This window comes from Candidatus Pantoea symbiotica (assembly GCF_056491525.1).
In genome coordinates this window covers 2,567,977-2,580,903 of record NZ_JBSZHR010000002.1, presented here as the reverse complement: position 1 = coordinate 2,580,903, position 12,927 = coordinate 2,567,977, and the positions used below count along the sequence as shown (strand labels likewise).

12 protein-coding genes are annotated in these 12,927 nt (G+C 54.6%); 6 read left to right on the top strand and 6 right to left on the bottom strand.

The window, feature by feature from the left end; genetic code table 11:
• Window positions 1-273: 273 nt before the first annotated feature.
• The 4 genes from mepS to yeiP form a co-directional block, all read right to left on the bottom strand.
• Entirely contained in the window at window positions 274-849 is a 576-nt protein-coding gene (gene mepS / locus ACXIZX_RS12555; RefSeq protein WP_008105015.1) for a bifunctional murein DD-endopeptidase/murein LD-carboxypeptidase, read from the bottom strand.
• Window positions 850-1,363: 514 nt separating this feature from the next.
• A complete protein-coding gene (locus ACXIZX_RS12550) occupies window positions 1,364-2,071 on the bottom strand; it encodes a phosphatase PAP2 family protein (RefSeq protein ID WP_479404282.1) in 708 nt (235 codons plus the stop codon).
• A 45-nt stretch (window positions 2,072-2,116) separates the two neighbouring features.
• On the bottom strand, window positions 2,117-3,091 hold the full coding sequence (locus ACXIZX_RS12545) for a CobW family GTP-binding protein (protein ID WP_479404281.1): 975 nt from the start codon (window positions 3,089-3,091) through the stop codon (window positions 2,117-2,119).
• A 106-nt stretch (window positions 3,092-3,197) separates the two neighbouring features.
• On the bottom strand, window positions 3,198-3,773 hold the full coding sequence (gene yeiP / locus ACXIZX_RS12540; RefSeq protein WP_008105009.1) for an elongation factor P-like protein YeiP: 576 nt from the start codon (window positions 3,771-3,773) through the stop codon (window positions 3,198-3,200).
• Window positions 3,774-3,925: 152 nt separating this feature from the next.
• On the opposite strand from yeiP, the gene ACXIZX_RS12535 reads away from it, so the two are divergent.
• The 4 genes from ACXIZX_RS12535 to fruA all read left to right on the top strand — a co-directional run bounded on the left by ACXIZX_RS12535 (window position 3,926) and on the right by fruA (window position 8,242).
• Window positions 3,926-4,180, top strand: a complete 255-nt coding sequence (locus ACXIZX_RS12535) for a YkgJ family cysteine cluster protein (protein WP_008105007.1) — start codon at window positions 3,926-3,928, stop codon at window positions 4,178-4,180.
• A gap of 279 nt (window positions 4,181-4,459) precedes the next feature.
• Window positions 4,460-5,590 carry a fused PTS fructose transporter subunit IIA/HPr protein gene (fruB, locus tag ACXIZX_RS12530; RefSeq protein ID WP_479404280.1) on the top strand — a complete coding sequence of 377 codons (1,131 nt, stop codon included), beginning with the start codon at window positions 4,460-4,462 and terminating at the stop codon, window positions 5,588-5,590.
• Window positions 5,587-6,525, top strand: coding sequence for a 1-phosphofructokinase (gene fruK, locus ACXIZX_RS12525; RefSeq protein WP_008105004.1), 939 nt, complete (start codon window positions 5,587-5,589; stop codon window positions 6,523-6,525). Before fruB ends, fruK begins: the two co-directional genes overlap by 4 nt.
• A 16-nt stretch (window positions 6,526-6,541) precedes the next feature.
• Complete coding sequence (gene fruA, locus ACXIZX_RS12520) at window positions 6,542-8,242, top strand: PTS fructose transporter subunit IIBC (RefSeq protein WP_479404279.1); 1,701 nt, start codon at window positions 6,542-6,544, stop codon at window positions 8,240-8,242.
• A gap of 107 nt (window positions 8,243-8,349) precedes the next feature.
• Here the strand turns inward: fruA and nfo are convergent, their stop codons facing one another.
• Window positions 8,350-9,195: a deoxyribonuclease IV gene (gene nfo / locus ACXIZX_RS12515; RefSeq protein WP_008104999.1), complete on the bottom strand. Its 846-nt coding sequence runs from the start codon at window positions 9,193-9,195 to the stop codon at window positions 8,350-8,352.
• Between the two features lie 56 nt (window positions 9,196-9,251).
• A complete protein-coding gene (locus tag ACXIZX_RS12510; protein WP_277966190.1) occupies window positions 9,252-10,295 on the bottom strand; it encodes a YeiH family putative sulfate export transporter in 1,044 nt (347 codons plus the stop codon).
• Between the two features lie 138 nt (window positions 10,296-10,433).
• Here ACXIZX_RS12510 and yieE point away from each other — a divergent pair, with 138 nt between their 5' ends.
• Both yieE and ACXIZX_RS12500 read left to right on the top strand, forming a co-directional pair.
• On the top strand, window positions 10,434-11,300 hold the full coding sequence (gene yieE / locus ACXIZX_RS12505) for a DNA-binding transcriptional regulator YeiE (RefSeq protein WP_061717796.1): 867 nt from the start codon (window positions 10,434-10,436) through the stop codon (window positions 11,298-11,300).
• 136 nt (window positions 11,301-11,436) lie between these two features.
• On the top strand, window positions 11,437-12,903 hold the full coding sequence (locus tag ACXIZX_RS12500; RefSeq protein ID WP_179450087.1) for an amino acid permease: 1,467 nt from the start codon (window positions 11,437-11,439) through the stop codon (window positions 12,901-12,903).
• Window positions 12,904-12,927: the final 24 nt, after the last annotated feature.

Below are 12,927 nucleotides of genomic sequence, written 5' to 3'. Positions count from 1 at the left end.
CCCTTGTCTTGCCATTTTTTATTATGTTTATCACTTTGGTCATTACCCAGAGTCCTGCCGACATCGCAGTAATCACGGCGTCTGAAGGGCGATGTTTGGGTATCAGGAAGTCAACGAGAATATAACGAGAGCGCGAAGAATGTCTCGTTATATTTTTGATTCTCAATTACTTTTTATCGATTGGATTTGAGTTAAAAACAGTGGGCGAAAAAAAAACGCTGCCGGGGCAGCGTTTTCTGATTCTCTGGCTGAGAGGATCTTCAAAAGAATACGTTAGCTCGGGTTTTTAGCGAGAACCCGACGCGCTTCACGGTAACGATTTTTCCAATAACTGTCATTCAGATTGGAAATCATCACGCCACTGCTAGTGGATGCGTGAACAAAATTATCGTTGCCGAGATAAATGCCAACGTGGCGACCGGTAGAACCGGCGCGGAACAGCACTAAGTCACCTGCGCGCAATTTATTGCGTGAAATCTCTTTGCCGGTGTCTTGCTGTTCTGACGTTGAGCGTGGCAAATCTAAACCAAACTGCTCGCGAAAGGTGCGCTGAACAAAAGCAGAACAATCAATGCCGCGTTTGGTGTCGCCGCCTAAGCGATAACGTACACCTTTCCAGTCACTGTACTGTTCCATGATGCGGGACTTAACGTCCACGTTCTGCACCATCTGTTCAAATTCGTCCTGAGACGCTTGAAGTAAAAAACCATTCTGGTTGTTAACTTCATGATTCTCGTTATTCGCGTTCTGACCGTTATGGGTGCTGCTACATGCTGATAATAGTGTTGCCAGAGCAACTGCGGGAATGATCCGCCTGAGGTATCTCAGTATTGGTTGAGACTTGACCATTGTACGTGAATTCCTTCGGTTTCCTTACGACAGAATGTCGTCAGCCAGATGACAAAACGGGTTGAGATTAATAAGTACGGCCGTCTAAGACAAATCCTTAATTACTAAAATGTGTTAATGCACACATTTTTGTAGCTTTAAGCACCGCATTTTATGCTGTTGCTTACTAATCGGATTTGAGGTTAACCGATTACAGACCGCGTGGCGAGTGCTTTTATATAAATATTCAAAGGTTTTTTCGATGTGAAATCAATCTGTAACACAATGGCTAGTTTATCAACAATTGGCAGCGATTTAATAGCCAAACAGCGGTGCAATAAGGGGGTAATTCTGGCGCTAAGGCCGATTTTAAGAGGGTTCGGGCTGGACAGACTAAGATAAAGGCTATTGTTCCGCGTTTTTCATCATAATCTTTTCTTTTACCTGAATAATGTTAGTTTGCTAATAGTTTATTCAGGTTTTAAATAAGCGCGAGCGATCGACTTTTTATTCTATGATCACTCGCGCTTAACAATTACCTGCGCGGCTTATATTTGCCCGGCAACGAACGGTCCAGCCAATTGACTAGCTTATCGCTGAATGGCGTCAACAGGCACCAGCTCATGCCAACCAGCACCACCGACAACGAACCGACAGCAATATCGGTAAACCAGTGCGCACCCGCCATCACGCGTGGCAGAGCAAACACCACGCTAATCGCCAGTCCCACCAGAAACGCGCGGAAGCCGAAATAGCGCCACATAAAGCAGGTGAAGATCATCAGCATCATGCCGTGGTCGCCCGGGAAGCTATCTTTCGAGGCATCTTTGGCCGGGATGCCGGTCAGTTCGCTTACGCGATGCACATTGTCAAAGAACAGCGTTGGGCTGGAGTGTTGCACCGGCAGCAGATGGCCGAGCTGGTTCAGGATCACGGCGCTTAGCAACATGGTGATGCCAATCGCGAGCATGCGACGGCGTCCTTGCGGTGTTTCGCGACGCCAGAAGCACAGATACAGCGCACCCATCGCCAGCAGTGAAACCACATCGAAGCCGCGAAAGTTAGTGATGGCCACTAACAGCGCGAAGCCGTGATGGTCAACCATCTGGTCATTGAAGCCATAAAAGATGGCTTTATCGATACCAAACCAGAACCCGTGATCGGGCGGCAGGTACCATGAAATAAACAGCATTATCCCTAGCGCATTCAGCAGCAGGATGGTGATTAATCGTGACGCGCGCATAAAAAAATAAATCCAAAGTGAAAACAACGGGGCAACCTAACGCATCTAATTTAAACGAATCTTCAACAAGGCGGTCTGCAAAAGGTTCCAGTCTACGGGCTGATGATGGATTAATTCGATGCGGCTATCCGGCGGTGTAGTAGGGCGCGTTTCGATAAACAAGTCTTCGCCCTGGCGATTGATGTTGACTAAACCGTCCGACGTGCGCAGTACGCCTTTAACGCGATCCACCGGCGCAAGCCGCGCCCACTCTAGTGCGGCAATGGTATCGAACACGGTTTCCTCATCAAAAATCCAGCCGCAGGAAGCATAACCCTGGCCTTCATTGAGCGCCCGACGCCAGCGCGCCTGACCATCCAGTTTCAGTGCGGCTAAGCCCTGTGGGCGGGAAGCGTGGTGGTGGTGGGCTGCATCGGGAACCGCACGATCCGCCAAGGCGGGTTGCGTCAGCAGCGCGGGATCGATCGCACCCCAGGCCGCTTCTACCAGCTGGCGCTCACCCAAAAATTGCAGCTGCCAATCCTGTAAACGCTGACGATCCTCATCGCTCCAGCGATCGCTTTTGTTCGCCACGATGACATCGGCCGCCACCAGCTGATCGCGGAAGTTCTCATTCTCCACCACGCGTGCGTCGGCGAGCTGGCGCGGATCGAGCAACGTTAAGGTGGCATCCACCTGAATCCAGGGTTGATAGACCGCAGCACGCAGCATGTTCAGCAGCTGTTTAGGATGGCCAAGACCGGTGGGTTCGATAATCAGACGATCGGGTTTCGCCTGCTTCAGCAGCATGTTCAGCCCAACCTGCAGCGGCAAGCCGTTAACGCAGCACATGCAGCCGCCGGGAATCTCTTTCAGCGTGGCACCACGATCGGCGAGCAGTGCGCCGTCGATGCCAATTTCGCCAAATTCGTTGACCAGAATCGCCCAATTTTCGTCGGCGGGTTTGTTGGTTAACAGATGTAGCAGCGTGGTGGTTTTTCCGCTGCCGAGAAATCCGGTGATGAGGTTTACGCGCGTCACAAAAGGGCTCCCAAAAAAAGAGAATAAATCGCGCGCGGATGAGGGGCATCCGGCACGCACGGCCTTGTTATACTATAACAATCACCGGCGGCCGGACGGAAGCACGTTATGAGTCAGCGCGTCCCATGTAACGACGTTCCGCAATATGAATGCGGATGCGATCGCCATTGCTCAGATATTCTGGCACCTGAATGGATAAGCCGGTGCTCATGCCCGCGGGTTTGGATCGCGCGCTGGCGGAGGCGCCTTTGATGCCCGGCGAGGTATCAACAATTTCCATGTCGACGGTTTGTGGCAATTCAAGCGCCAATACCTGGCCGTCCATCGTCAGTACCTGAATGCCGGGAATGCCGCCTTCAGGAATAAACAGCAGCTCTTCTTCGATTTGCTCTTTCTTGAAGTTGTACGGCGTGTAGTCTTCGTCATCCATAAACACATACTCATCACCATCTATATAAGAGAAGGTGACGGCGCGGCGGCTGAGCGAAATGGCGTCAATAATATCGTCGCCTTTGAAGCGCTCTTCCACTTTCAGGCCGGTGCGGACATCGGTAAAACGCATCTTATAAAGCGTCGCGGCACCGCGAGCACTTGGGCTCTGTACATCAATGTCTTTCACCAGCAACAGTTTGCCGTTCCAGGTGACAGCCATCCCTTTTTTGATCTCATTTGCCTTTGGCATGGTGGTTTTCTCGCTGACAGGAGGTTAATGCGCGTCACGTTACTCGCGCGGCGAAAAACTGGCAAGCGAGGCAATGTAAAATTGTTGCCGGTGCATGGCATTCGCGGGCTCAGACTGTTATTGTCGCGGCGAAATGTCTACAGGAGCGCATGATGTTTTGTCGTGACCAGTGCGGTGCCTGTTGCACAGCCCCCTCAATCTCATCCCCGATTCCTGGCATGCCACACGGTAAGCCGGCCAACACCCGTTGCGTGCAGCTCGATGAGCAGCAGCGCTGCAAAATCTTTGGTTCACCGCTGCGTCCTGCGGTCTGTGCCGGTTTACAACCGAGCGCGGAAATGTGCGGCAGCAGCCGTGATAGCGCTATGACGTTCTTGTTAAAACTGGAAGCCGATACCGCACCTTGAACCGGTTGCTGACGCCGAGCTGAAGAATTTGGCTTAGTGCCGGTTGCCTGTACAGCAAAAGCATCAGCCTGCCTGCCGGTAAAAATCTTAAATCCAACATGAAGTGTGCGGGACGTCAAAAATCTGCTACTCAGATCGCGCATTTTCTTGCCTGCTGTTCGTGGCTGTACCATATTCCCTGAAACGTTTCAGCGTTGTCATTCCGGCTAAGTCCGCGATGCATAGCATCTTTTTTCAACATCTAGCTGAAACGATTCAATACAGCAAGCGAGGAGAGATATGTTCCAGCTCGAAGTTCAGGCCATTCATACCGGTGCTAGCGCACAGAATAAAGAAGAGGCCATTCGCCAGGTTGCCGCTGCGTTAACCGCTGCGGGCAATGTGGCCGAAGGCTACGTTAACGGCATGCTGGCGCGCGAACAGCAAACCACCACTTTCCTGGGTAACGGCATTGCCATTCCGCACGGCACCACCGACACTCGCGACCTGGTACTGAAAACCGGTGTACAGGTTTATCAGTTCCCGCAGGGCGTGGATTGGGGCGAGGGGCAAACGGCGTATGTGGCGATCGGTATTGCTGCCAAGTCTGATGAACACCTCGCGTTGCTGCGCCAGCTCACCCACGTATTAAGCGACGACAGCATTGCTGAACAGCTGAAAACCGCTTCTGCGGAAGATCTGCGAGCCTTGCTGATGGGCGAAAACCAGGCGGCAGAATTCAAATTCGATACCTCGCTGATTGCCGTTGATGTAGCGGCCAGCGATTTGATCACCTTACAGGCACTGAACGCCGGTCGTCTGCAGGCTGCATGCGCGGTAGACGCGTCCTTTATTGCTGACGTGATTTCACGGGCACCGCTGAGCCTGGGTCAGGGCATCTGGCTGAGCGACAGCGCTAACGGCAATATTGGCAGCGCAGTGGCTGTCAGCCGCACCGCTGTGCCATTCCAGCATCAGGGCGAAAACGTTGCGCTGCTGCTGACCGTGGCGGCTAACGATCAGCGTCCGCTGGAGGTGCTGGGCTACCTCAGTAACTTGCTGCTAACCAACAAAGCTGAACGTCTGCTGAAGGCCGATGCCGCCGGGATTCTGGCGCTGCTGACCAGCGAAGTCGATGAAGCCGCTGAGCTGCTGACCGCGGAGTTCACCATTCGCAACGAACACGGATTGCATGCGCGTCCGGGCACGGCGCTGGTTACTGTGATCAAACAGTTCAACAGCGATATCACTGTGACCAATCTCGACGGCAGCGGTAAACCCGCTAACGGCCGTAGCCTGATGAAAGTCGTCGCGCTGGGCGTGAAAAAAGGCCATCGCCTGCGCTTTACCGCCAGCGGTGATGATGCGCAGCAGGCGCTGAACGCGATTGAAGAAGCCATTAACGCCGGTTTAGGCGAGGGGGCAGCATGAGTCGTCGTGTCGCAACAATTACCTTAAACCCGGCTTACGATCTGGTCGGTTACACGCCAGAAATTGAGCGCGGTGAAGTTAACCTGGTGAAAACCACCGGTCTGCACGCGGCGGGTAAGGGCATCAACGTTGCCAAGGTGCTGAAGGATCTGGGTATTGATGTCACCGTCGGCGGTTTCCTCGGTAAAGAGAATCAGGACGGCTTTCAGCAGCTGTTCAGCGAGCTCGGCATTGCTAACCGTTTTCAGGTGGTGCAGGGCCGTACGCGTATCAACGTTAAGCTGACCGAAAAAGACGGCGATGTAACCGACCTGAATTTCTCCGGTTTTGACGTCACCGCGCAGGATTGGGAGCGCTTCACCGCTGATTCACTCACCTGGCTGGGCCAGTTCGACATGGTGTGCGTTAGCGGCAGCTTGCCAGCCGGCGTAGCGCCAGAAGCGTTCACCAAGTGGATGAGCGATCTGCGCACACTGTGCCCGTGCATCATCTTCGACAGCAGCCGCGAAGCGCTGGTCGCCGGTCTGAAAGCCGCGCCGTGGCTGGTGAAACCGAACCGCCGCGAGCTGGAGATTTGGGCTGGTCGCAAACTGCCTGCGCTGCAGGACGTGATTGGTGCTGCACATGAACTGCGTGAGCAAGGTATTGCGCACGTGGTGATTTCTCTCGGTGCGGAAGGCGCGCTGTGGGTGAATGCTTCTGGCGAATGGATCGCCAAACCGCCTGCTTGTGAAGTGGTCAGCACCGTTGGTGCCGGCGATTCGATGGTCGGCGGCCTGATTTACGGCTTACTGATGCGTGAATCCAGCGAGCACACGCTGCGTCTGGCAACGGCAGTGGCGGCGATGGCCGTCAGCCAAAGCAACGTTGGCGTTAAAGATCGTACTCAGTTGGCCGCGATGATGGCGCGCGTCGACTTACAACCCGTTAACTAACAGCAGGAGAGCGATAATGAAAACGCTGCTGATAAAAGATTCTTCACTGGGACTGGCTTCAGGACATCTGGCGCTGGAACGCTTACGTGCGACGGCGGCACAAGCCGGACTGACGCTGACCGATAATGCCGCCGAAGCTGAACTGGTGCTGGTTGCTGGCCATAATGCGCCAAACGACGCAGAGCTGGCGGGTAAATCGCTGGCGCTGGTTGATGTGCAGCAAGCGCTGCGCGATCCGCTGGCGGCAATCAATCAAGCCAAAGCGAGTGCCAAAACCTGGCAGCCTGCTGCTGCAGCAACCGCTGCCGCGCCAGTGGCGGCGCAGAGCGGTGGGCAGAAACGCATCGTGGCGGTGACCGCTTGCCCAACTGGCGTTGCCCATACCTTTATGGCCGCCGAAGCTATTCAGGCCGAAGCGACCAAGCGTGGCTGGTGGGTGAAAGTCGAAACCCGTGGTTCTGTGGGCGCTGGCAACGCGATTACGCCAGAAGAAGTGGCGGCAGCCGATCTGGTGATCGTCGCGGCTGATATCGATGTGGATCTGGCGAAATTTGCCGGTAAGCCGATGTACCGCACCTCAACCAGTCTGGCGCTGAAGAAAACCGCGCAGGAGCTGGATAAAGCGCAGGCCGAAGCGAAAACCTATCAGCCGAGCGGCAATCAGGCGGCTAGCGCGCATGGCGACAGCAAAGAGAAAGCCGGTGCCTATCGTCACCTGCTGACTGGTGTTTCGTACATGCTGCCGATGGTGGTCGCTGGTGGTTTGAGCATCGCGCTGTCATTCGCCTTTGGTATCACCGCATTTAAAGAGCCGGGCACCTTAGCAGCGGCACTGATGCAGATTGGTGGCGGCAGCGCCTTTGCGCTGATGGTGCCCGTTCTGGCCGGCTTCATTGCCTTCTCGATTGCGGACCGCCCGGGTCTGACGCCAGGTTTGATTGGCGGTATGATCGCCACCAGCATTAACGCCGGTTTCCTTGGCGGCATCATCGCCGGTTTCATTGCGGGTTACGCCGCGAAGATGCTCAGCAGCAAAGTGAAGTTGCCGCAGAGTATGGAAGCGTTGAAGCCGATTCTGATCATTCCGCTGGTGGCGAGTTTGATTACCGGTTTGCTGATGATTTACGTGGTTGGTAAGCCGGTTGCTGGCATCATGACTGGCCTGACAACCTGGCTGGCAAACATGGGTACGGCGAACGCAGTACTGCTGGGCGCGATTCTCGGTGGCATGATGTGTACCGACATGGGCGGTCCGGTGAACAAAGTGGCTTACGCATTTGGTGTTGGTCTGCTCAGTTCACAAACCTACGCACCGATGGCGGCAATTATGGCGGCCGGTATGGTGCCACCGCTGGCGATGGGCCTGGCGACGATTGTTGCGCGTCGTAAGTTCAACAAAGGTCAGCAGGAAGGCGGTAAAGCGGCGCTGGTACTTGGTCTGTGCTTTATCTCTGAAGGTGCCATTCCGTTTGCGGCGCGTGACCCAATGCGTGTGCTGCCATGCTGTATCATTGGCGGCGCGGTAACCGGTGCGATTTCCATGGCGATTGGCGCGAAACTGATGGCACCGCACGGTGGTCTTTTCGTCCTGCTGATTCCTGGCGCGATTACCCCAGTGTTGGGTTATCTGATGGCGATTGTGATTGGTACTGCGGTGGCAGGTCTTGGCTACGCCATCCTGAAACGTCCGGAAGAAGAGCTGGTAAAAGCAGCGTAATCTTCGCCAGACATGAAAAAGGGAGCCTCGGCTCCCTTTCGTTTATGGCTGGCATCAATACAGAACCATTACGTAGGGTCGCCATTCATGGCGACCTGGTTAAATCATTAACCCTGCTGCTCTGACTTCAGCCACGCAATCTCATCCTTCCAGATATCGGGATTGATGGTTTCCAGAATCATCGGAATGCCGTCAAAACGTTTATCCTTCATCAGCCAGCTAAATGCGGTTTTGCCAATATTGCCTTCACCCAAACTGTGATGGCGGTCGACGCGACTGCCCAGCGTGCTCTTGGCATCATTCAGGTGCATCCCGCGCAGATATTGGAAACCGACGATGCGTTCAAAATCGCTAAACGTCTCCGCGCAGGCTTCTTCGGTACGCAGATCGTAACCGCCCGCAAACGCATGGCAGGTATCAATGCACACGCCAACGCGCGACTTATCTTCCACGTGTTCAATAATGGTGGCGAGGTGCTCGAAGCGGAAACCGAGGTTGCTGCCCTGGCCAGCGGTGTTTTCGATCACCGCCACCACGCTGCTGGTTTTATCCAGTGCGATGTTGATCGATTCGGCGATACGCTTCAGGCACGCTTCTTCATCAATTTGCTTAAGATGGCTGCCGGGATGGAAGTTCAGCAAGGTCAAACCCAACTGCTCGGCACGCTGCATCTCATCGAGGAAAGCTTCGCGCGATTTCTCCAATGCTTCCATCACCGGATGGCCAAGGTTAATCAGATAGCTATCGTGCGGCAGGATCTGCGCAGAGGTGAAGTTATAGCGATCGCAGGCGGTTTTAAACGCATCGATCACTTCTCCTGACAGCGGTGCTGCTTTCCACTGGCGCTGATTTTTGGTGAACAAAGCAAACGCGGTGGCTTCGAGTTCGTGGGCACGGATAACTGCCTGGTCCACGCCGCCTGATGCACTGACGTGTGCGCCGATATATTTCATGCCGCTCTCCTGATTGGGCGATTGCTACTGCAAAGCGCTCACTATAGCGGATGCGATTACGCCATGAAATGTTGCACCAGCACATTGAGTGCTCCGCCGCCAACAATCAACCAGCCAAACATCACCAAGCCGAGCAGCAGCGGTTTCAAACCGGCCTGCTTTAAGGCACTGAAACGCGTGGTTAAACCCAGCGCCGCCATCGCCATCGCCAGCAGCAGATTTGCCAGCTGATTCAGCGTACTAACCACGTTAGCAGGCAGCAGATGCAACGAATTAAATAGCGCAACCACAATAAATAGCAGCGCGAACCACGGGAAACTGATTGATTGCTGCTGCGCGCTGTGGCTACGTTGACGCTTCAGCCAGCTGCCCAGAATCAGTAAGAAGGGCGCTAACATCATCACGCGCAGCATTTTAGCGATCACCGCAGTATTCTCGGTTTCTGCACCCATTGCATGCCCAGCCGCGACAACCTGCGCCACTTCATGCAGCGTCGATCCGGTAAAGATGCCGAAATGTTCTGCACTAATAGTCGGCAGCAGCGACCACAATAGCGGATACAGCACGATGCCAACGGTGCCAAACAGCACCACGGTGGCAACCGCTACCGCCACTTTTGACGGCGCAGCTTTAACGATAGGTTCACTCGCCAGCACCGCCGCCGCGCCGCAAATGCTACTGCCCGCACCAATCAGCCACACGGTTTCACGATCCATCTTCAGCATACGAATGCCGATAAAACAGGTCAGCAGGAAAGTTGAACTGAGGACCATCGCATCGATCAGCACGCCGCTCAGACCGACATCAGCAATCTGCTGTACGGTAATACGAAAGCCATACAGGATGATGCCGAGGCGCAGCAAGCGCTGTTTCGCCAGCAGCACGCCGCTGTCACAGGCTCCGGCAATCTGTGGATAAAGGGTGTTGCCGAGCACGATGCCCAAAATAATCGCTAACGTCAGCGCCCCGAATCCGGCACCGGCCAACCATGACTGATTGCCAAGCCATGCCGCGATACCGGCAATCGCGATGGTCAGCAGCAAACCCGGCAGCCAGTGATGTAGATGAAACGGGGTTTTATTCACGCTTAACTCAGCCATACTTTTCTCCTGTAGGGGCGCCATTTATGGCGACCTTCTAACATTCAATCTCTGCCTTAAGCGTGCGCTGCACTGGTATAAAAATAAAATTGATAATATATTTATAATTAACCAGAATAAGTAATATAAGAGGGACACATGCACATCACGTTGCGGCAGATTGAAGTGTTTACCGAAGTGCTGAAAAGCGGCTCGACAACCCAGGCTTCGCAAGTGCTGGCGCTGTCGCAGTCGGCGGTGAGCGCCGCGTTAGCGGATCTGGAAAACCAGCTTGGCGTGCAGCTGTTTGACCGCGTCGGTAAGCGGCTGGTGGTGAATGAGCATGGACGTTTACTCTATCCGCGCGCCGTGGGTTTGATGGAGCAGGCGGGTGAAATCGAACAGCTGTTTAAAGAAGATAATGGGGCGATTCGCCTGTTCGCCAGCAGCACCATCGGCAATTATCTGCTGCCCGGCATGATCGCTGCCTATCGCCGTGATTTTCCCGCGCTGCCGCTCGAGCTGAGCGTCGGCAACAGCCAGGATGCGATTAATGCGGTGGCGGATTTTCGCGTCGATATCGGCTTGATCGAAGGTCCATGTCACGAGCTGGATATTATCAGCGAGCCGTGGCTGGAAGATGAGCTGGTGGTATTTGCTGCGCCGGATGCCGCCATCCTGCAGCAGCCGATTACGCTGGAAACACTCGCCGCCGCACCGTGGATTCTTCGCGAGCGCGGCTCGGGTACGCGTGAGATCGTCGATTATCTGCTGCTGTCGCATCTGCCGCAGTTTCAGCTCGGCATGGAGTTGGGCAACTCAGAGGCGATTAAACACGCGGTGCGTCACGGCATGGGCATCAGCTGTTTGTCGCGGCGGGTGATTGAAGATCTGCTGGAAGCCGGCACGCTGGTGGAAGTATTGATCCCGCTGCCGCGCCTGACGCGTACGCTGTATCGCATCCATCATCGACAGAAGCATGTCTCCAAAGCTTTGAGCCGTTTCCTGTCGTATTGCCGAGAATAATCGCAGCGCTAAACACGCTGCGGCTAATAATTCCTGGCCGATCATGAAGGTAACTAATAACCCGACGTGAATGCTATACAGCTTGGGGCTAGCTGCTACAATCTCGCCTCATTTTTATCCAGCATAGCGTTTACACATGCATAATGACTCAAAAACAACACAACAACCTGGATTGCGCCGTGAATTAAAAGCGCGTCATCTCACCATGATCGCCATTGGTGGCTCCATCGGTACCGGCCTGTTTGTCGCCTCGGGTGCCACCATTTCTCAGGCCGGACCTGGCGGCGCGCTGCTCTCTTATGCGCTCATCGGCTTGATGGTTTACTTCCTGATGACCAGCCTCGGCGAACTCGCGGCATTTATGCCGGTTTCTGGCTCCTTCTCCACTTACGGTTCGAAATACGTTGAAGAAGGCTTCGGTTTCGCGCTGGGCTGGAACTATTGGTACAACTGGGCGGTCACCATCGCCGTTGACCTCGTCGCCTCGCAGCTCGTCATGAACTACTGGTTCCCGGACACGCCCGGCTGGATCTGGAGCGCACTGTTCCTCGGCCTGATGTTCCTGCTCAACTACATCTCCGTAAAAGGCTTCGGCGAAGCGGAATACTGGTTCTCGCTGATCAAAGTGACCACCGTCATCATCTTTATTGTGGTGGGCGTGCTGATGATCACCGGCATTATGCGTGGCGCAGAAAACGCTGGCTGGCACAACTTGACCGTCGGCGAAGCGCCGTTTGCCGGTGGATTTGCCGCAATGATTGGCGTGGCGATGATTGTCGGCTTCTCCTTCCAGGGTACCGAACTTATTGGTATCGCGGCCGGTGAATCCCAGGACCCGGCGAAGAACATCCCGCGCGCGGTGCGTCAGGTGTTCTGGCGAATCCTGCTGTTCTATATCTTTGCCATTCTGATCATTAGCCTGATTCTGCCGTACACCGATCCGAAGCTGCTGCATAACGACGTCACCGATATCGCCATCAGCCCGTTCACGCTGGTGTTCCAGAATGCCGGTCTGCTCTCAGCGGCAGCGGTGATGAACGCGGTGATTCTGACGGCGGTGCTGTCCGCGGGTAACTCCGGTATGTACGCCTCAACGCGCATGCTGTTCAACCTGGCACGTGAAGGCAAAGCGCCACGTATTTTCGGCAAGCTGTCTAAAGGTGGCGTGCCGCGTAACGCGCTGATTGCCACCACCGTGGTGGCGGGATTGTGCTTCCTGAGCTCGAAATTTGGTAACCAGGAAGTCTACCTGTGGCTGCTGAACACTTCGGGTATGACCGGCTTTATCGCCTGGTTGGGTATCGCCATCAGCCATTACCGTTTCCGTCGCGGTTATATCGCGCAGGGCCACAGCCTTGCCGATTTGCCGTACCGTTCGGGCTTCTTCCCGCTGGGACCGATCTTCGCCTTTATTCTGTGTCTGATCATCACGCTGGGGCAGAACTATCAGGCGTTCCTTGCCGACCGCATTGATTGGTATGGCGTGGCCGCGACCTATATTGGCCTGCCGCTGTTCCTGGTGATTTGGTTGGGTTACAAGCTGACACGCGGATCGCGCTTCGTGAAATACAGCGAGATGGAATTCCCGACGTTTAAAGAGTGATTTTTACGTTAAGGTGCGCATTTT